Source organism: Nocardioides ochotonae (assembly GCF_011420305.2).
In the GTDB taxonomy this organism is placed as follows: domain Bacteria; phylum Actinomycetota; class Actinomycetes; order Propionibacteriales; family Nocardioidaceae; genus Nocardioides; species Nocardioides ochotonae.
Genome location: NZ_CP061769.1, coordinates 2,134,136 through 2,152,267 on the forward strand (window position 1 = coordinate 2,134,136; position 18,132 = coordinate 2,152,267).

17 protein-coding genes are annotated in these 18,132 nt (G+C 71.6%); 8 read left to right on the forward strand and 9 right to left on the reverse strand.

Features of this window, described 5'->3' with window-relative positions; translation table 11 throughout:
• Positions 1–12 precede the first annotated feature (12 nt).
• Positions 13–1,605 (reverse strand): fatty-acid--CoA ligase FadD8, encoded by a 1,593-nt coding sequence (gene fadD8, locus HBO46_RS10345; RefSeq protein ID WP_166138066.1) that lies wholly within the window; start codon positions 1,603–1,605, stop codon positions 13–15.
• 55 nt (positions 1,606–1,660) lie between these two features.
• Positions 1,661–2,704 carry an LLM class F420-dependent oxidoreductase gene (locus HBO46_RS10350; protein ID WP_166138061.1) on the reverse strand — a complete coding sequence of 348 codons (1,044 nt, stop codon included), beginning with the start codon at positions 2,702–2,704 and terminating at the stop codon, positions 1,661–1,663.
• 59 nt (positions 2,705–2,763) lie between these two features.
• Here HBO46_RS10350 and HBO46_RS10355 point away from each other — a divergent pair, with 59 nt between their 5' ends.
• The 4 genes from HBO46_RS10355 to map all read left to right on the forward strand — a co-directional run bounded on the left by HBO46_RS10355 (position 2,764) and on the right by map (position 6,808).
• Complete coding sequence (locus tag HBO46_RS10355; RefSeq protein WP_166138058.1) at positions 2,764–3,729, forward strand: Zn-ribbon domain-containing OB-fold protein; 966 nt, start codon at positions 2,764–2,766, stop codon at positions 3,727–3,729.
• Between the two features lie 14 nt (positions 3,730–3,743).
• Complete coding sequence (locus HBO46_RS10360; protein WP_166138055.1) at positions 3,744–4,796, forward strand: thiolase domain-containing protein; 1,053 nt, start codon at positions 3,744–3,746, stop codon at positions 4,794–4,796.
• Between the two features lies 1 nt (position 4,797).
• Positions 4,798–5,961, forward strand: coding sequence for a thiolase domain-containing protein (locus HBO46_RS10365; RefSeq protein ID WP_166138052.1), 1,164 nt, complete (start codon positions 4,798–4,800; stop codon positions 5,959–5,961).
• Between the two features lie 79 nt (positions 5,962–6,040).
• On the forward strand, positions 6,041–6,808 hold the full coding sequence (gene map / locus HBO46_RS10370) for a type I methionyl aminopeptidase (protein ID WP_166138049.1): 768 nt from the start codon (positions 6,041–6,043) through the stop codon (positions 6,806–6,808).
• Between the two features lie 10 nt (positions 6,809–6,818).
• On the opposite strand, the gene HBO46_RS10375 is transcribed toward map, so the two are convergent.
• Both HBO46_RS10375 and HBO46_RS10380 read right to left on the reverse strand, forming a co-directional pair.
• On the reverse strand, positions 6,819–8,054 hold the full coding sequence (locus HBO46_RS10375; RefSeq protein ID WP_166138046.1) for a cytochrome P450: 1,236 nt from the start codon (positions 8,052–8,054) through the stop codon (positions 6,819–6,821).
• Positions 8,055–8,101: 47 nt separating this feature from the next.
• Positions 8,102–9,337, reverse strand: coding sequence for a cytochrome P450 (locus HBO46_RS10380; protein WP_166138043.1), 1,236 nt, complete (start codon positions 9,335–9,337; stop codon positions 8,102–8,104).
• Between the two features lie 144 nt (positions 9,338–9,481).
• Here HBO46_RS10380 and HBO46_RS10385 point away from each other — a divergent pair, with 144 nt between their 5' ends.
• Both HBO46_RS10385 and HBO46_RS10390 read left to right on the forward strand, forming a co-directional pair.
• Positions 9,482–10,645 (forward strand): steroid 3-ketoacyl-CoA thiolase, encoded by a 1,164-nt coding sequence (locus HBO46_RS10385; RefSeq protein ID WP_166138040.1) that lies wholly within the window; start codon positions 9,482–9,484, stop codon positions 10,643–10,645.
• Positions 10,646–10,698: 53 nt separating this feature from the next.
• Positions 10,699–11,052 carry a hypothetical protein gene (locus HBO46_RS10390; protein ID WP_166138037.1) on the forward strand — a complete coding sequence of 118 codons (354 nt, stop codon included), beginning with the start codon at positions 10,699–10,701 and terminating at the stop codon, positions 11,050–11,052.
• Positions 11,053–11,059: 7 nt separating this feature from the next.
• Here HBO46_RS10390 and hsaB read toward each other — a convergent pair whose 3' ends face one another.
• From hsaB to HBO46_RS10415, 5 genes are all read right to left on the reverse strand, one after another.
• Positions 11,060–11,707: a 3-hydroxy-9,10-secoandrosta-1,3,5(10)-triene-9,17-dione monooxygenase reductase subunit gene (gene hsaB / locus HBO46_RS10395; protein WP_166138034.1), complete on the reverse strand. Its 648-nt coding sequence runs from the start codon at positions 11,705–11,707 to the stop codon at positions 11,060–11,062.
• Between the two features lie 44 nt (positions 11,708–11,751).
• Entirely contained in the window at positions 11,752–12,648 is an 897-nt protein-coding gene (hsaC, locus tag HBO46_RS10400) for an iron-dependent extradiol dioxygenase HsaC (protein WP_207950075.1), read from the reverse strand.
• A 31-nt stretch (positions 12,649–12,679) separates the two neighbouring features.
• Positions 12,680–13,600 carry a 4,5:9,10-diseco-3-hydroxy-5,9,17-trioxoandrosta-1(10),2-diene-4-oate hydrolase gene (gene hsaD / locus HBO46_RS10405; protein ID WP_166138031.1) on the reverse strand — a complete coding sequence of 307 codons (921 nt, stop codon included), beginning with the start codon at positions 13,598–13,600 and terminating at the stop codon, positions 12,680–12,682.
• A 1-nt stretch (position 13,601) separates the two neighbouring features.
• On the reverse strand, positions 13,602–14,768 hold the full coding sequence (gene hsaA / locus HBO46_RS10410) for a 3-hydroxy-9,10-secoandrosta-1,3,5(10)-triene-9,17-dione monooxygenase oxygenase subunit (protein WP_166138028.1): 1,167 nt from the start codon (positions 14,766–14,768) through the stop codon (positions 13,602–13,604).
• A gap of 75 nt (positions 14,769–14,843) precedes the next feature.
• Complete coding sequence (locus HBO46_RS10415) at positions 14,844–15,221, reverse strand: VOC family protein (RefSeq protein ID WP_166138025.1); 378 nt, start codon at positions 15,219–15,221, stop codon at positions 14,844–14,846.
• A 64-nt stretch (positions 15,222–15,285) separates the two neighbouring features.
• Here HBO46_RS10415 and kstD point away from each other — a divergent pair, with 64 nt between their 5' ends.
• Both kstD and HBO46_RS10425 read left to right on the forward strand, forming a co-directional pair.
• Positions 15,286–17,013 (forward strand): 3-oxosteroid 1-dehydrogenase, encoded by a 1,728-nt coding sequence (gene kstD / locus HBO46_RS10420; RefSeq protein ID WP_166138022.1) that lies wholly within the window; start codon positions 15,286–15,288, stop codon positions 17,011–17,013.
• 86 nt (positions 17,014–17,099) lie between these two features.
• Positions 17,100–18,119: an LLM class flavin-dependent oxidoreductase gene (locus HBO46_RS10425; protein ID WP_166138019.1), complete on the forward strand. Its 1,020-nt coding sequence runs from the start codon at positions 17,100–17,102 to the stop codon at positions 18,117–18,119.
• Positions 18,120–18,132 lie beyond the last annotated feature (13 nt).

Below are 18,132 nucleotides of genomic sequence, written 5' to 3' on the forward strand. Positions count from 1 at the left end.
CGGGCGCGACGCTCAGCCGACCGCGCGCTCGCCGGTCCAGTAGAGCGCGCGCAGCGCCTTCTTGTCCGGCTTGCCCAGCCCGGTGAGCGGGAGCGCGTCGGTGGCGATCACCTGCTTGGGCGCCTGCACGGAGCCCTTGCGGTCCTTGACCATCTGCTGGATCTCCGCGACCACCTCGTCGCTCAGCTCGTGGCCCTCACGCAGCACGACGACCGCCGTGACGGCCTCGCCGAACTTCTCGTGCGGCGTGCCGATCACACCGACCTGGGCGATCGCGGGGTGCTCGGCGACGACGTCCTCGACCTCGCGCGGGAAGACGTTGAACCCGCCGGTGACGATCATGTCCTTGGTCCGGTCCACGATGTACCAGTAGCCGTCCTCGTCCTCGCGCGCCACGTCGCCGGTGTGCATCCAGCCGTCGCGGAAGGTCTCCGCGGTCGCCTCGGGGAGGTTCCAGTAGCCGTCGGCCAGGAGCGGTCCGGCCACGCAGATCTCGCCGGGCTCGCCGGTCGGGACCGGCTGCCCGTCCTCGCCGAGCAGCGCGGTCCGCAGGAACGCCGAGGGCCGCCCGCACGACGCGAGACGCCGCTCGTCGCCGCTGACGTGGTCACCCTTGGCCAGGTAGGTGATCACCATCGGCGCCTCGGACTGGCCGTAGTACTGCGCGAAGATCGGCCCGAAGCGGTCGATCGCCTCCTGGAGCCGCACCGGGTTGATCGCCGAGGCTCCGTAGTACACGGTCTCCAGCGACGACAGGTCGCGGGTGTGCGAGTCGGGGTGGTCCAGGAGCGCGTAGAGCATCGAGGGCACCAGCATGGTGGCCGTGATCCGCTGCTCCTCGATCGTGCGGAGGACCTCGGCCGGGTCGAACTTCGCCAGCACGTGGAGGCAGCCGCCCTGGAGCACGGTGGGCACGAAGAACGCCGCGCCGGCGTGCGACAGCGGCGTGCACATCAAGAAGCGCGGCGCCTCGGGCCACTCCCACTCCGCCATCTGCACCTGGGTCATCGCGTGCATCGAGCGGGCGGTCCCGACGACGCCCTTGGGCTTGCCGGTCGTGCCGCCGGTGTAGGTGATGGAGACGATGTGGTCAGGCGCGAGCGTCGCTGCCTCCAGCGGCAGCGGGTCGTACGACGCCGCGGCCGCGCTCAGGTCGTGCCCGACGTGGGCCAACGCGTCCGGCACCGGCCCGATCGTGAGCACCTTCTCCAGCTTCGGGCACCGCTCCAGCAGCCCCAGCGCCCGCTCGACGAACATCGGCACCGGGTCGATGCTCAGCGTCGTGATCTCCGCGTCGTTGATGACGTAGGCGTGGTCCTCGAGCGAGCCGAGCGGGTGCAGCGACGTCCGCCGGTAGCCCTGGGTCTGCCCGGCGCCGAGGATGAACAGCACCTCGGGGCGGTTCAGCGCGAGCAGTGCCCCGGAGGTCCCCCGCCCGGCGCCGAGCGCCTCGTAGGCCTGGACGTACTGGCTGATCCGCTCCGCGACCTCGCCGCCGGTCAGCGTCGAGTCGCCGAGGTACATCACGGGGCTGCGCCGGTGCCGTCGCAGGGCGGCCACCATCAGGTGGCCGTTGTGGGTGCCGGTCCGGATCTCGTCGCTCATGGCGCCGAGACTAGAACGCGTTCCAGTGCGGCGCCACTGCGACGTGCCGGCCCGCTCAGGCGAGCAGCTCGGCGACCGAGCGCACCTCCTCGGGGGAACGGCAGCTGAGCAGCAGCGTGCTCACCCCGGTCTCCTCCCACTGCGCGACCTTCTCCCGAACCTCCCCCGCGGTGCCGATGATGTGCATGTCGTCGACGAGCTCGTCGGGGATCAGCGCGGTCGCGCGGTCCTTCTCCCCCGTCAGGTAGAGCTCCTGCACCTCGTCCGCGAGCGCGCCGTACCCCATCCGCACGAAGACCTCCTTGTGGAAGTTCGCCTCCTTCGCGCCCATCCCGCCCATGTAGAGCGAGACGAACGGCCGCATCGCGTCGAGCACAGCAGCCTTCTCCGCGGCCGAGGAGACCACTTGGAGGTGGCAGGTGGCCGCGATCTCGAAGTCCGCACGGGTACGCCGCGCCCCGGGCCGGGCGAACCCCTCGTCGAGCCACGGCTGGTACATCCCCGCCGACTTCGGGGTGTAGAAGATCGGGATCCACCCGTCCGCGATCTCCGCGGTCTGCGCGACGTTCTTCGGCCCCTCGGCACCGAGCCAGATCGGCAGGTCCGCGCGCAGCGGGTGCACGATCGGCTTGAGCGGCTTGCCGAGGCCCACGGCACCCGGGCCGACGTACGGCAGCGGGTGGTGCGGGCCGGCGCTCGTCACCGGCGCCTCCCGAGCGAGCACCTGGCGGATGATCTCGACGACCTCGCGGGTCCGCGCGAGCGGCTTGGCGAACGGCGCGCCGTACCAGCCCTCGACGACCTGCGGGCCGCTCACGCCCATGCCGAGCACGACCCGGCCACCGCTGAGGTGGTCGAGGGTGAGCGCGTGCATCGCGATCGAGGTCGGCGTGCGGCCCGACATCTGCACGATCGAGGTCCCCAGCCGCACGCGGGAGGTGTCGCGACCCCACCACGCCAAGGGAGTGAACGCATCCGAGCCCCACGCCTCGGCGGTGAAGATCGCGTCGAAGCCGCTCTCCTCCGCCGCCGCCACGAGCTCCCCGACCCCCTGCGGGGGCTGCGCGCCCCAGTAGCCCAGCTGCAGTCCAAGTTTCATGACGCACACCATGGCAGACCCCTTGTCAGCGCGATAGAACCTGTTCTAGTTTCAGCGCCATGGCTCGCACCTTGTCAGCCCCTGTCACCGTCGCCTTCGACTACACCCGCTCCACCGGTCCCGTGCTCGGCCGCTTCCTCACCGGGCTGCGCGACGCCCGAGTGGTCGGCGCCCGCACGAGCGCCGGGGTCGTCGTCCCGCCTCCGGAGTACGACCCGGGGACCCACGACCCGGTCACCGAGTTCGTCGAGGTCGCCCCCACCGGCACCGTGACGTCGTGGACCTGGGTGCCGGAGCCGGTGGCCGGGCAGCCGCTCCAGCGGCCCTTCGCCTTCGTGCTGGTCCGCTTCGACGGTGCGGACGCGGCGTTCCTGCACGCCCTCGACGTCGACTCCCCCGACCAGGTCAGCACCGGCATGCGCGTGCAGGTCCGCTGGGCCGAGGAGCGGGTCGGCGCGATCACCGACATCGCCTGCTTCGAGCCGGCCACGTCCAGCACCCCCGCCGACGCCACTCCGCCGCCCGCCGCGGCCGCCGAGATGGACCCGGTGACCGGCGTGATCACCCCCGTCGCCCTCGACTACGTGTACGCCGCCTCCCCGGAGGAGTCCGCCTTCTACCGCGGCCTCGCCGAGGGTCGCATCGTCGCCCAGCGCTGCCCGACCTGCTCGAAGGTCTACGTGCCGCCGCGGCCGGCCTGCCCCGCCGACGGCACCCCGACCACCGACGAGGTCGAGCTCGCGCACACCGGCACGGTGACGACGTACTGCGTGGTCAACGTGCCGTTCCTGGGCCAGCGGATCACGCCGCCGTACGTCTCGGCGTACGTGCTGCTCGACGGAGCCGACATCGCGTTCCTGCACCTGATCCTCGACATCCCGGCCGAGGAGGTCCGGATGGGCATGCGGGTCAAGGCGGTCTGGAAGCCCCGCGAGGAATGGGGCACCACGATCGAGAACATCAGCCACTTCGCGCCGACCGGTGAGCCGGACGCGGACTACGAGACCTACCAGCACCACCTCTGAGAGGCGAGCAACTGATGAGAGACGTCGCCGTCGTCGGGTTCGCCCAGCGGCAGATGAAGGAGTTCGACGGGTCGCCGAACTGCGTGGAGCTGCTGGTCCCGCTGTTCGCGGAGTGCTACGCCCAGACCGGGTGGACGCGCCGCGACATCGGGTTCTGGTGCTCGGGGTCCTCCGACTACCTGGCCGGGCGGTCCTTCTCGTTCGTGTCGGCCGTCGACGCGATCGGGGTGATGCCGCCGGTCAACGAGTCGCACGTCGAGATGGACGCCGCGTGGGCGCTCTACGAGGCCTGGCTGAAGATCCAGACCGGGGAGGTCGACACCGCGCTGGTCTACGGCTTCGGCAAGAGCTCGGCCGGGCTGCTGCGCCGTACGCTCGCGCTGCAGCTGGACCCCTACACGATGACGCCGCTGTGGCCCGACACCGTGTCGCTGGCCGGCCTCCAGGCCCGCGCCGGCATCGACGCCGGGCTGTGGGACGAGCGGGCGATGGCCGAGGTCGCGCACCGCTCGCTGACGGATGCCGAGAAGAACGAGCACGCGATCCGCAGCGGCGGCTCGAGCGTCGAGGACCTGCTCGCCCGTCCGCTGTACGCCGACCCGCTGCGCAAGCACGACTGCGCCCCGGTGACCGACGGAGCGGCCGCGATCGTGCTGGCCGCCGACGACCGGGCCCGCGAGGTCTCCGACCGGCCCGCGTGGATCTCCGGCATCGCGACGTACGTCGATGCGCTCAGCATGGGCACCCGCGACCTGACCCGCGCCCCGTCGGCGGCGTCGTCCGCCGCGCGCTGCGACCTCGGCGGGGTCGAGGTGGCCGAGCTGCACGCGCCGTTCAGCCACCAGGAGCTGGTGCTGCGCCGCGAGCTCGCGCTGGCCGACGACGTGGCCATCAACCCCTCGGGCGGCTCCCTGACCGGGAACCCGATGTTCACCGGTGGCCTGATCCGGATCGGCGAGGCCGCCCGCCGGGTGTGGGACGGCAGCGCCGACAAGGTGCTCGGGCACGCCACCAGCGGCCCGGCCCTCCAGCAGAACCTCGTGTGCGTGATGGAAGGACGGGCCTGAGATGGGCAAGCTGCCAGCAGCGGTGGTCGGCGTCGGGCAGACCCACCACCGGGCCAAGCGCCTGGACGTCTCGATGGCGGGGCTGTGCCGCGAGGCGATGGACCGCGCGCTCCTCGACGCGGGGATGGGCCTCGACGACATCGACGCGATCGTCGTCGGCAAGGCCCCCGACCTGTTCGAGGGCGTGATGATGCCCGAGCTGTTCCTCGCCGAGGCGCTCGGCGCGGCCGGCAAGCCGCTGCTGCGGGTGCACACCGCGGGCTCCGTGGGCGGTTCGACAGCCATCGTCGCGGCCTCCCTCGTGCAGGCCGGCGTGCACCGGCGGGTGCTGACGGTCTCCTTCGAGAAGCAGTCCGAGTCCAACGCCATGTGGGCGCTCTCGGTGCCGGTGCCGTTCAACATGCCGGTGCACGCCGGCGCGGGCGGCTACTTCGCCCCGCACGTGCGCTCCTACATCCGACGCTCCGGTGCCCCGACCCACATCGGCGCGGTGGTGGCGGCCAAGGACCGGCAGAACGCGCTGAAGAACCCCTACGCCCACCTGCGCAACCCCGACACGACCGTGGAGTCGGTGCTGGCCTCGCAGATGCTGTGGGACCCGATCCGCTACGACGAGACCTGCCCCTCCTCCGACGGCGCGTGCGCGCTGGTCATCGTGGATGAGGACACCGCGCAGGCCTCGCCGAACCCGGCCTGGATCCACGGCACGGTGATGCGCTCGGAGGCGACCAGCTCCGCCGAGCGCGACCAGGTCAATCCGCAGGCCTCGCGCGATGCGGCGGCCCACCTGTGGAAGCAGGCCGGCATCACCGACCCGTTCACCGAGATCGACGCGGCCGAGATCTACGTGCCGTTCTCGTGGTTCGAGCCGATGTGGCTGGAGAGCCTCGGGTTCGCCGAGGTCGGCAGCGGCTGGAAGCTCACCGAGGCCGGCGAGACCGCGATGACGGGCTCGCTGCCGGTCAACTGCTCGGGCGGGGTGCTGTCCTCGAACCCGATCGGCGCCTCCGGCATGCTCCGCTTCGGCGAGGCCGCGCTCCAGGCCCGCGGGGCCGCCGGGGAGCACCAGGTCGACGGCGTACGACGGGCCTTGGGGCACGCGTACGGCGGCGGCTCGCAGTTCTTCTCGATGTGGGTCGTCGGCAGCGAGAAGCCGACCTCCTGAGCCGCGATCCCCCGGGATGCGCCAGCCCCGGGGCCGCGGGCGTTGTGCGCGCCGCGGCCCCGGGACCTAGGCTCGGAGGGTGATCGAGCTCCGCACCCCCGCCCAGATCGAGCAGATGAAGCCGGCCGGCCGCTTCGTCGCCGACGTCCTCACCCGCCTCGCCGAGGTCGCCGACGTGGGCGTGAACCTCCTCGAGCTCGACCGGGTCGCGCACGAGATGATCAAGGAGCGCGGCGCGGAGTCCTGCTACCTCGACTACCACCCCTCCTTCGGCGCCTCGCCGTTCGGCAAGGTGCTGTGCACCTCGGTCAACGACGCGGTCCTGCACGGCCTCCCCCACGACTACGCGCTGCGCGACGGCGACCTGCTCTCCGTCGACTTCGCCGCCGCCGTCGACGGCTGGGTCTCCGACTCCGCGCTCAGCCTGGTCGTCGGTACGCCGCGCGAGGAGGACCTGCGCCTGATCGACACCACCCAGCGCGCGCTCGCCGCCGGCATCGACGCGGCGCGGGTCGGCAACCGCCTCGGTGACATCTCCGCCGCGATCGCCGCGGTCGCCCGGGGCGACGGCTACTCGATCAACACCCAGTTCGGCGGCCACGGCGTCGGTCGCACCATGCACGGCGACCCGCACGTGCCCAACGACGGGCGCGCCGGTCGCGGGCTCAAGCTCCAGGCCGGGCTGGTGATCGCCATCGAGCCGTGGTTCCTGCACACCACCGACGAGATCTTCACCGACCCCGACGGCTGGACGCTGCGCTCGGCGGACGGCTCGCGCGGCGCCCACTCCGAGCACACGATCGCGATCACCGGCGACGGCCCGCTGGTCCTCACCGCCCGGGACTGACCGCCCGCCATCACGCGTAGCGGACCGGCAGGTCCTTGAGGCCGTTGACCCAGGCGTGCCGCAGCCGGCGCTCGGGGCCGGCGCGGGTGATGTCGGGGACCTGGTCGGCGAGCGCCTCGAAGACCAACCGGATCTCCTGGCGCGCGAGGTTGGCGCCCAGGCAGTAGTGCGCCCCGTGCCCGCCGAAGGCGAGGTGCGGGTTGACCTCGCGGGTGATGTCGAAGCGGTAGGGGTCGGTGAAGACGTCCTCGTCGAAGTTGGCGCTGGCGTAGAAGAGCGCGGCGCGCTGGCCGGCCGCGATCGGCACGCCGCCGACCGTCTGGTCGGAACGGGCGGTGCGCTGGAAGACCGTGACCGGCGTGGCCCAGCGGATCACCTCGTCGACCATCGTCGCGGGCCGCTCCTCGCACCACAGCCGCCACTGCTCCGGGTGGTCGAGGAACGCGGCCATCCCGTGGGCGATCGCGTTGCGGGTGGTCTCGTTGCCGGCGACCGCGAGCAGGATGACGAAGAAGCCGAACTCGTCGTCGTTGAGGCCGCGCTCGCCCTTGTGCGCGTTGATCATCCGCGTGATCAGGTCCTCGCGCGGGTGCGCCGTGCGGTCGGCCGCCAGGAGCATCGCGTAGCCGAGGATCTCCGCCGCCGCGACCTCGGAGTTCCCGGCGTACTCCGGGTCGTCGCCGGCGAGCATCTGGTTGGACCAGTCGAAGAGCTTGCGCCGGTCCTCCTGCGGGACCCCGATCAGGTCGGCGATCGCCTGGAGCGGCAGCTCGGCAGCGACCTGGTCGACGAAGTTGCCGTCGCCGGTGGCGCGCGCGGCCGCCACGATGTCGTGCGCCCGCCGGGTCATCACCTCCTCGAGCTCCCCGATCGAGCGCGGGGTGAAGGCGCGCGAGATGATCTGCCGCGTCGTCGTGTGCTCCGGCGGGTCCTGGTTGATCATGATCACCCGCTGCAGCTCGACCTGCTCGCGCTGCATCCCTGCGGTGTTGCGCACGATCGCGCCGTTCTCGGCGTTCGACCAGTCCTTGCTGTTCTTCGAGATCGCCGACACGTCGGCGTGCCGGGTGATCGCCCAGTAGCCGGTTCCGGACTCCTCCGACATCCCGTCGTACGCGCCGGGCACCTGCTCGATCCAGGCGACCGGCGCCTCCTGCCTGAGGAGCCGGAACTCCTCGTGCGGGACCCCCCGCTCGAGGACGGACGGATCGGTGGGGTCGAACCCCTCAGACAGGACGGCGCTCATGGCACTGGGTCTTCCTCTGCGAGGCGCCCGGAGGCGCGATGCTCAGGTCACCGGTAGGTGACCTGGTAGTCCTTGACCCCATTGAGCCAGCCGCTGCGCAGCCGGTCCGGCTCGCCGACCTGACGGATGTCGGGGGCGAGGTCGGCGAGGGCGTTGAAGATCAGGTCGACCTGGAGACGGGCCAGGTTGGCGCCGATGCAGTAGTGCGCCCCGTGTCCGCCGAAAGCCTGGTGCGGGTTGGGGTCGCGGGTGATGTCGAAGGTGAAGGGGTCGGTGAAGACGTCCTCGTCGAAGTTGGCGCTGGCGTAGAGCAGCCCGACCCGGTCGCCCTTCTTGATCTCCGCGTCGCCGATGCGGATGTCGTTGATCGCGGTGCGCTGGAAGACCGTCACCGGGGTGGCCCAGCGGATGATCTCATCGACGGCGGTGCGCGGTCGCTCGCGCTTGTAGAGCTCCCACTGCGCGGGGTTGTTGAGGAAGGCGTGCATGCCCCAGGTGGTGGCGTTGCGGGTGGTCTCGTTGCCGGCGACCGCGAGCAGGATCATGAAGAAGCCGAACTCGTCGTCGCCGAGTCCCTGGCCGTCCACGTCGGCGGTGACGAGCTTGGTGATGATGTCGTCCTGCGGGCGCTGGCGGCGCTCATCGGCCAGCGCCATCGAGTAGGCCAGGATCTCCATGAAGGCGGTCATCTGGTCACCCGGGACGTCAGGGTCGTCGTAGGCCATCATCTGGTTGGACCACTCGAAGAGCTTGCCGCGGTCCTCCTGCGGCACCCCGAGCAGGTCGGCGATCGCCTGGAGCGGGAGCTCGGCCGCGACGTCCTCGACGAAGTTGCCCGAGCCCTTGGCCACCGCGTCCTCTACGATCTTGGCGGCCCGGACCTTGAGGTCGTCGGCCAGCGCGTTGATCGCGCGCGGGGTGAACGCGCGCGAGACGATCTGGCGCAGCTTGGTGTGGTCGGGCGCGTCGTGGTTGATCAGCAGGAAGCCGGTCTGCTCGACCTCCTCGCGCGTCATCTCGGGGTTGAACCGGATGATCACGCCGTTCTCACGGGTGGAGAAGTTCGCCTGGTCCTTGGACACGGCGGCGACGTCGGCGTGCTTGCTCAGCGCCCAGAACCCCTCGGTGTGCTGGAAGCCCCCGAGGCCGGCCTCCGACTGCGCGACCCACGAGACCGGAGCGGTACGCCGCAGCGCGAGCAGCTCGTCGTGGGGAACCCGCTCGCGCATCACGTCGGGGTCGGTCGGGTCGAAGTTCACGGGGATCTCGAGCGAGGTGCTCACGTCGGATGCCTTTCGCAGGGGTGGTGCAACACGTTCTAGTGGTGCAGGTTACATACCAACGGTACGGAGCAACAGGGGTTACGGTCCCCCGCTGAGCAGGACGACGCCTTGCCGTTCCCCAGAACCCGTTCTACGTTGCCGGGCATGGGCACTCCCGTCATCGTCGAAGCAGTCCGCACTCCCCTCGGCAAGCGCAAGGGCTGGCTCGCCGGCGTGCACCCCGCCACGCTCCTGGGCTTCGCACAGACCGAGGTGCTGCGGCGCGCGGGCGTCGACTCCGATGTCATCGACCAGGTGATCGGCGGCTGCGTCACCCAGGCGGGCGAGCAGTCCAACGACATGGTCCGTCGCGCCTGGCTGCACGCCGGCCTGGCCCAGCGCACCGCCGGCACCGCGCTCGACGCGCAGTGCGGGTCCGGCCAGCAGGCAGCGCACCTGATCAACGACATGGTGGCCGCCGGCTCGATCGACGCGGGCATCGCCTGCGGCGTGGAGCTGATGTCCCGCGTGCCGCTCGGCGGCAACGTCCCGCCCGGGCTGGGCGACCCGCGCCCGGACGACTGGTCGATCGACATGCCCAACCAGTTCGAGGGCGCCGACCGGATCGCCCGTCACCACCAGATCAGCCGAGAGGACCTGGACGCGTTCGGTCTGGAGTCCCAGCGCAAGGCCCGCGTCGCGGTCGACGAGGGGCGCTTCACCCGCGAGATCGCGCCGTACGACGCCCCGGTGCTCGACGAGGACGGCAAGCCGACCGGCGAGACCCGGCTGGTCTCGACCGACCAGGGCCTGCGGGACACCACCCTCGAGGGCCTCGCCGGCCTGCGCACCGTGCTGCCCGAGGGCCTGCACACCGCCGGCACCTCCTCGCAGATCTCCGACGGCGCCTCGGCGGTGCTGATCATGGACGAGCAGCGCGCCCGCGATCTCGGCCTCACCCCCCGGGCCCGGATCGTGCGCCACACCCTGGTCGGTTCGGACCCCTACTTCCACCTCGACGGCCCGATCGAGGCGACCCGCTCGATCCTCGCCCGCACCGGCATGTCGATCGGCGACTTCGACCTGTTCGAGGTCAACGAGGCCTTCGCCTCCGTCGTGCTGTCGTGGGCCAAGGTGCACGGCGTCGACATGGACAAGGTCAACGTCAACGGCGGCGCCATCGCCCTCGGCCACCCGGTCGGGTCGACCGGCACGCGCCTGATCACCACCGCGCTGCACGAGCTCGAGCGCCGCGACGCCTCGACCGCGCTGATCTCGATGTGCGCGGGCGGCGCGATGGCCACCGCCACGATCATCGAGCGGATCTGAGAACCCCCCACCCGGTTGAGTCCGGCCGCGCGAGGGCGAGTAGTTTCAAAGACGTGAACGAGACTCAGCCCCGCAGGGCGCGTCACCTGATGGACATGTCGAACCCGCGTCCGCAGCCGGTGCGGAGGTCGGGCCCGGGCATGGGCATCGAGGGTGTCCAGAAGTGGGTGCTCTCCGTCCTGGCCGTCACCACGATCTGGCACATGGCCGCCGCGCTCGTGCTGTTCGCGACCTACATCGACGACGACAAGCGAGCCTCGCAGATCGGGCTCTGCGTGATCGCCGGCGTCTTCGGGGTCCTCGGCATGGCCTCGGGCCTGGCGATCCACCGCCGCTCGCCGGCGAGCCCGTGGCTGATCCTCGGGGTGCTGCCCGGCGTGCTCGGCGTCTGGCTCGTCCTGCGCTGAGCCCCGCTCAGTCGGTCGTGCGGTAGCCGCCGCGGTAGAACAGCAGCGGCTCCTCGGCATCGGCGGCCCGGAGGTCCTGCACCCGCCCGATCACCACGAAGTGGTCCCCCGCCTCGTGCACGGCGTGGACCGTGCAGTCGAGATGGGCGAGGGCACCATCGAGCACGGGCGACCCGGTGTGCGCCGACGGCTTCCAGGCGACCCCGCTGAACTTGTCGGTGCCCCGGCTGGCCATCCGGTTGGACAGCTCTGCCTGGTCCGCGGCCAGGACGTTGACGCAGAACCTCCCCGCGCGCCGGATCAGCGGCCAGGCGCGGGAGGTCTTGGCGGGCACGAACAGCACCAGCGGCGGGTCCAACGACACGCTCGAGAACGACTGGCAGGTCATCCCGACCGGCTCGCCACCGCTCACCGCGGTCACGACCGTCACCCCGGAGGCGAAGCGGCCGAGCACGTCGCGGAAGCGGCGCGCCTGCGCAAGCGCCTCAGCGTCGTCGGGGACCGGGACCGCCTCGCCCGGCTTGAGCTCGAAGTCCGGCTCGGCGTCACCGAGCCACGAGCTGATCAGCTCCTGGCTGGGCCACGCCTGACGGGCGTCGGCACGGATGCCGGCGAGGATCTCCGGTTCGTCTCCGTCGGTGGGTCGCGAGCTCATCTCCTCGACCCTAGCCCTCGACCCTGCGTCGGCGCGGTCCCCCACTAGCGCCCGCCGCCGAAGTCGTGGCCCCAGTAGGAGACCGCCGTCGACTCGCGCGCGACCCAGGAGCCGTCGTCGACCTGGAGGCCCTCGCAGCCGAACTCGACGTCGAACCCGCCCGGGGAGCGTACGTAGAAGGAGACCATCTCGTCGTTCATGTGCCGCCCCAAGGTCGCCGACAGCGGCGCGCCGTGCTTCAGCACCCGCTCGAGGGCACGGCCCACGTGGTCGAGGGAGTCGACCTCGAGCATGATGTGCACGCAGCGCGCCGGGTTCGGCATCGGCAGGAACGCGAGCGAGTGGTGGCGCGGGTTCACCCCGAGGAAGCGCAGCCAGACCTTCGACCCGGGCTCCTTGCCCACGAACTCGCCGGGCATCGACATGGAGTCGCGCAGCCGGAACCCGAGCACGTCGCGGTAGAAGCGCAGCGCCTCGACGTCGTCGCCGACCGGGACCACGATGTGGCCCATGCCCTGGCTGCCGGTCACGAAGCGGGCGGCGTACGGCGTCACGAGCGGGTGGGCCTCGTAGGTGATGCCGTGGAAGAGCTCGAAGACGTTGTCCCACGGGTCGCTGAAGCGGATCAGCTCCTGGACCCGGCGCTCGTCGAGCTCCGCGCGCGTGCCCTCCTCGACCGCGACGCCGGCCTTCTCCAGGTGCTCGCGGGCCGCCTGGAGCGCGGCGTGGTCGGCCAGCTCCCAGCCGGTGGCGGCGAGCTGGTCGACGTCAGCGGGGAACACGACCAGCCGGGCCGAGACCTCGTCGATGCGCCAGTACTGGTGGTCGGGGTTCGGGCCGCGGCCCTCGGCCAGGCCGAGCACCTTGCCGGCGAACTGCGACCACTGGGCGAGGTCGGTGGAGGCGACGCGTACGTAGCCCATGGACTTGATGTCGATCATGGATCCTGCTTTCGGTGGGCGGTACGGCGGGTCAGGGCGTGGGCGGCGGGGTGCGCTCGACGTGGCGGGCGAGGAACGCCGTGGCGACCTCGGCGAACTCCTCGGCAGCCTCGATCTGGGCCCAGTGCCCACAGTTGCCGAAGACGTGCAGGCGGGCCTGGGGGATCAACTTGAGGGCGACCATCGCGCCGTCGAGCGGGTTGACCCGGTCCTCGCGGCCCCAGGTCAGCAGCGTGGGGGCGCGCAGCCGGTGCGCCTCGCGCCACAGCATGCCGTCCTCGGCGGTCTCGGGGTTGAAGAAGGACATGCCCATCGAGCGCATCGCCTCCCGCGCACCGGGGGCGGTCGCGTCGGCGAAGCGCTCCTCCACGAGCTCGTCGGTGACCAGCGACTGGTCCACGACCATGGTGGAGATGAACGCGCGCAGCGCCTCGCGGGTCGGCTCGGCGCCGAACTCCATCAGCCGCTGGACGCCCTCGGTGGGGTCGGCGTGGAAGAGGTTGAGCGAGAGGCCGCCGGGGCCCATCAGCACCAGCCGCCCGACCCGGTCGGGGTGGCTGAGCGCCAGACGCATCGCGGTACCGCCGCCGAGGCTGTTGCCGAGCAGGTGCACCCGGTCGATGCCCAGCTCGTCGAGCAGGCTCACGACGTGGTCGGCGGCGAAGCGGTAGTAGTTGCCCTCGACCGCCGGCTTGTCGGAGCCACCGAAGCCGGGCTGGTCCACGAGCAGGGTGCGGAACGACGCGGCGAAGTGGGGCAGCGCCCGGCCGAAGTTGGACCAGGCCGAGGCGCCCGGGCCGCCGCCGTGCAGCATCACCAGCGGCAGTCCGCCGCCGACCGGACTGCCCGCGTCGGGGCCGTCCGGGCCGGCCTCGTAGTAGTTGAGGGTGAGTCCCCCGGCCTTCGCCGAGCGGCGCACGGCCTCCTGCTCGTACGCCGTGGGGGCGCCCATCTCAGTACATCCCCGGGTCGACCTGGTGGCCGAACTCGTGCGCGCCGTACATCTGCAGCGCCCGCTCGGGGTCGTTCGCGGCGTGCACCCGGCCGGCGTGCGCGTCGCGCCAGGCACGCTGGAGGTAGCTCCCCTCGGCCAGCGCCCGGCCGCCGGAGGCCTCGAAGAGCGTGTCGATGGCGTCGATGCAGCGCTGGGTGCCGATCACCTGGTCGCGGCGCACCCGCAGCCGCAGGCCGAGCGGGATCGTCTCGCCCCGGGCGACCAGCGCCATCTCCTCGCGCAGGTTGCCCATCAGCAGCGCCCAGGTGGCGTCGATGTCGGAGGAGGCCCGGGCCACGCGGACCGCAGCGAACGGGTCGAGGGACGCCTTCTCCCCGACGTACGACGCGCGCACGCGCTTCTTCTGCATCGCAACGTGCTCGTCGTAGGCGCCGCGCGCCATGCCGACGATCGGAGTGGTGATCGTGGAGGTGAAGACCGAGTGGAAGGGGAGCTTGTAGAGGTCGGCGGTGTTCTGCTCCTGGCCCGGCCCGTGGCAGCGTCCGGTCTCGCCCATCGACAGGGTGAACGCCTCGGGCACGAACACGTCGTCCACGGCGATGTCGTTGGAGCCGGTGCCGCGCAGGCCGACGGTGTGCCAGACGTCGTGGATCGCGTAGCTCTCACGGGGCACCAGGAAGGTCTTGAAGTCCACGACGTTGCCCTCGCCGTCGAACACGAGAGCCCCGAGCAGCACCCAGGAGCAGTGGTCGCAGCCCGAGGAGAAGCTCCACCGACCCGAGAGCCGGTACCCGCCGTCGACCCGGGTGGCCTTGCCGGTGGGCGCGTAGGAGCTGCTGAGCCGGGTGGAGGTGTCGGAGCCCCAGACCGCCTGCTGGGCCTCGTCGGTGAACAGCGCGACCTGCCACGGGTGAACACCCACGACGCTGGAGACCCACCCCGTCGACCCGCACGCCGAGGCGATGTCGCGCACCGCGGCGTAGAAGGTCACCGGGTCGGCCTCGAAGCCGTCGAAGCGCCTCGGCTGGAGCAGCCGGAAGAAGCCGGTGTCCGCCAGCTCCTTGACGGAGGCCTCCGGTACGACGCGAAGCCGCTCGGTCTCGTCGGCCCGCTCCCGGAAGGTCGGGAGCAGGTCACGGACCGCGTCGAGCACTGCCTGGGACATGGCGTTCTCCTGTCGTGGTGGACGACAGGAATACTAGAACACGTTCTCGTTTCGCGCGAGGAACGCTCGTTTCCCCTAGTGGGAGGCGGTGCGGGCGAGCACGCAGAACTCATTGCCCTCAGGGTCGGCCAGCACGGCCCAGCCCCGGTCGCCCTCGCGCAGGTCCGCGACCAGCGTGGCGCCGAGACCGAGCACCCGCTCGACCTCCTCGTCGCGACTGCGGTCGGCGGGACGCAGGCACATGTGCATGCGGTTCTTGACCTGCTTGGCCTCTGGCACCTGGAGGAAGAGCAACCAGCGACCGTCCGGACCGCGCAGGCCGCACTCGTCGTCACCGGGGCCCTGGTCGTCGTCGGGCTGGACGGTGAAGTCCTCGAGCACCTGCGCCCACCACATGGTCTGGGCGTAGGGGTCGGCAGCGTCGATGCACAGGTTCGAGACGAGGGAGCTCATGGCGCGAGGGTGCCACGTCGCGGACATCGCTGCACCCGAATAGAACCTGTTACAGTTTCGGCCCATGAGCGCCCCGCTACCCGTCGAGGTGGACGTCGTCGTCGTCGGTGCCGGTGGCGCCGGCATGAGCGCCGCCCTCGCGGCCGCCGCCCGCGGCCTGGACACCGTCGTCGTCGAGAAGAGCCCGTGGTTCGGCGGCTCCACCGCCCGCAGCGGCGGCGGGGTGTGGATCCCCGGCAACTACGCGCTCGCGGCCGCCGGGCAGGCCGACGACCCGGCCCTCGCGAAGCAGTACCTCGACGCGATCGTCGGCGACGTGGTCTCGAAGGTGCGTCGCGACACCTACATCGACCGCGGCCCCGAGGTGCTGGAGTTCATCCGCGACCACACGCCGCTGCGCTTCCGCTGGGTGCCGCAGTACTCCGACTACCTGCCCGAGCAGCCCGGCGGGCGCGCGGCCGGGCGCAGCTGCGAGCCGGTCCCGCTGGACGCGCGGTTCCTGGGCGAGGAGCTCGAGCGGCTGCACCCGCAGTACACCAAGGCACCGGCGAACATGGTCGTCACCCAGGCCGACTTCCGGAAGCTCAGCCTGGGCATGCGGACGATCCGCGGTCCGATCACGGGGATCAAGGTCGCGCTCAAGCGGCTGCTCAGCGGCCTGCGCGGGCAGCGGATGTATGCGATGGGCAACGCGATCGCGATCGGCCTGCGCAAGGGCCTGCTGGACGCCGGCGTACCGGTGCACTACGAGACCACGCTGAGGAGCCTGCTGGTCGAGGACGGCCGGGTGGTCGGCGTACGAGTCGAGCGCGACGGCGACACCCACGAGGTGCGGGCGCGGCGCGGCGTGGTGCTGGGCAGCGGCGGGTTCGAGCGCAACCTCGAGATGCGGGAGCGCTACCAGCCGCGGCCCACGTCGGTGGAGTGGACGACCGGGTCGCAGAACAACACCGGCGGCGGCATCCTGGCGGGCCTCGAGGCGGGCGCCGCGGTGGACCTGATGGACGACGCCTGGTGGGGGCCGACGATCCCGCTGCCGAACCGACCGTGGTTCTGCCTCGCCGAGCGCAACCTGCCCGGCTCGATCATCGTCAACGGCGCCGGGCAGCGGTTCATGAACGAGGCGCTGCCGTACGTCGAGGCGACCCACGAGATCTATCGCGGCGAGGCGACCGGGGTGACCCACGTGCCGAGCTGGCTGGTCATCGACCAGCGCTACCGCAACCGCTACCTGTTCGCCGGGCTCGGCCCGCGCCAGCCATTCCCCGGACGCTGGTACAAGCACGGCGTGGTCAGGCGCGCGGACACGATCGAGGGACTGGCCGCGGAGATCGACGTACCGGCCGAGGCGCTGCGCGCCACCGTCGAGCGGTTCAACGGCTTCGCGCGCAGTGGAGTCGACGCCGACTTCCACCGCGGCGAGAGCGCCTACGACCGCTACTACTCCGACCCGACGGTGAAGCCGAACCCGTCGCTGCACACCATCGACCAGGGCCCCTTCCACGCGGTCAAGATCGTCCCCGGCGACCTGGGCACCAAGGGCGGGCTGGTGACCGACGAGCGGGCCCGGGTGCTGCGCACCGACGGCAGCGTCATCCCCGGGCTGTACGCCGCCGGCAACACCTCCGCCGCCGTCATGGGCCGCACCTACGCCGGCCCCGGCGCGACCATCGGCCCCGCGCTGACCTTCGGCTACCTGGCCGCCGAGGACATCGCCGCCTCCGCTTCGTCCTCCACCTCCGCCTCGCCCTCCACCGACGCCGACGCCGACGCCGGCGAGCGGAGCGCCTGAGCCGGTACGCCCGGGGTCGGTGTCTTTCGGCGCAACCCGGACCGCCACCGCGGGAAGACGCGGGACCCGCGAGAGGTTGACCCGGCGTGAAGAAGATCGGCTTCCTGTCCTTCGGCCACTGGACCCCCTCGCCGCAGTCCCATGCGCGCACCGCGGCGGACGTCCTGCACCAGTCCATCGACCTCGCGGTCGCCGCGGAGGAGCTGGGCGCCGACGGCGCCTACTTCCGGGTGCACCACTTCGCCCGCCAGCTGGCCTCGCCGTTCCCGCTGCTCGCGGCGATCGGCGCGCGGACCAGCCGCATCGAGATCGGCACCGGCGTGATCGACATGCGCTACGAGAGCCCGCTGCACATGGCCGAGGACGCCGGCGCCGCCGACCTGATCGCCGGCTCGCGGCTCCAGCTCGGCATCAGCCGGGGATCACCCGAGCAGGTCGTCGACGGCTACCGCTACTTCGGTTTCCAGCCCAGCGAGGGCCGCACCGACGCCGACATGGCTCGCGAGCACACCGAGGTGCTGCTCGAGGTGCTCACCGGCAAGGGGTTCGCCGAGCCCAACCCGCGTCCCATGTTTCCCAACCCGCCGGGGCTGCTGCGCCTCGAGCCGTACTCACCCGGCCTGCGCGAGCGGATCTGGTGGGGCGCCGGCTCCCGCGCGACGGCGGAGTGGGCCGGGCAGCAGGGCATGCACCTGATGAGCTCGACGCTGCTCACCGAGGACACCGGCGTACCGTTCCACCAGCTCCAGGCCGAGCAGATCCAGCGCTTCCGTGACGCCTGGCGCGCCGCCGGGCACGAGCACGAGCCGCGGGTCTCGGTCAGCCGCAGCATCTTCCCCATCGTCAACGACACCGACCGCGCCTACTTCGGCGGCGAGGCCGGCAGCCAGGACCAGGTGGGGATGCTGGAGGGCGGCCGGGCACGCTTCGGCAAGACGTACGCCGGGGAACCCGACCGGCTGGTCGCCGAGCTCGCCGCCGACGAGGCCGTCGCGGCCGCCGACACGCTGCTGCTGACCATCCCCAACCAGCTCGGCGTCGACTACAACGCCCACGTCCTGGAGACCGTGCTGCGTGAACTCGCGCCGTCGTTGGGCTGGCGCTGAGCCATCCCGCTCC

Excerpts from the sequence above, each read along its gene's own strand:
- fadD8 (WP_166138066.1), bottom strand. The coding sequence starts at position 1,605 with ATGAGCGACGAGATCCGGACCGGCACCCACAACGGCCACCTGATGGTG.
- HBO46_RS10350 (WP_166138061.1), bottom strand. The coding sequence starts at position 2,704 with ATGAAACTTGGACTGCAGCTGGGCTACTGGGGCGCGCAGCCCCCGCAG.
- HBO46_RS10355 (WP_166138058.1), top strand. The coding sequence starts at position 2,764 with ATGGCTCGCACCTTGTCAGCCCCTGTCACCGTCGCCTTCGACTACACC.
- HBO46_RS10360 (WP_166138055.1), top strand. The coding sequence starts at position 3,744 with ATGAGAGACGTCGCCGTCGTCGGGTTCGCCCAGCGGCAGATGAAGGAG.
- HBO46_RS10365 (WP_166138052.1), top strand. The coding sequence starts at position 4,798 with ATGGGCAAGCTGCCAGCAGCGGTGGTCGGCGTCGGGCAGACCCACCAC.
- HBO46_RS10375 (WP_166138046.1), bottom strand. The coding sequence starts at position 8,054 with ATGAGCGCCGTCCTGTCTGAGGGGTTCGACCCCACCGATCCGTCCGTC.
- HBO46_RS10385 (WP_166138040.1), top strand. The coding sequence starts at position 9,482 with ATGGGCACTCCCGTCATCGTCGAAGCAGTCCGCACTCCCCTCGGCAAG.
- hsaB (WP_166138034.1), bottom strand. The coding sequence starts at position 11,707 with ATGAGCTCGCGACCCACCGACGGAGACGAACCGGAGATCCTCGCCGGC.
- hsaC (WP_207950075.1), bottom strand. The coding sequence starts at position 12,648 with ATGATCGACATCAAGTCCATGGGCTACGTACGCGTCGCCTCCACCGAC.
- hsaD (WP_166138031.1), bottom strand. The coding sequence starts at position 13,600 with ATGGGCGCCCCCACGGCGTACGAGCAGGAGGCCGTGCGCCGCTCGGCG.
- hsaA (WP_166138028.1), bottom strand. The coding sequence starts at position 14,768 with ATGTCCCAGGCAGTGCTCGACGCGGTCCGTGACCTGCTCCCGACCTTC.
- HBO46_RS10415 (WP_166138025.1), bottom strand. The coding sequence starts at position 15,221 with ATGAGCTCCCTCGTCTCGAACCTGTGCATCGACGCTGCCGACCCCTAC.
- kstD (WP_166138022.1), top strand. The coding sequence starts at position 15,286 with ATGAGCGCCCCGCTACCCGTCGAGGTGGACGTCGTCGTCGTCGGTGCC.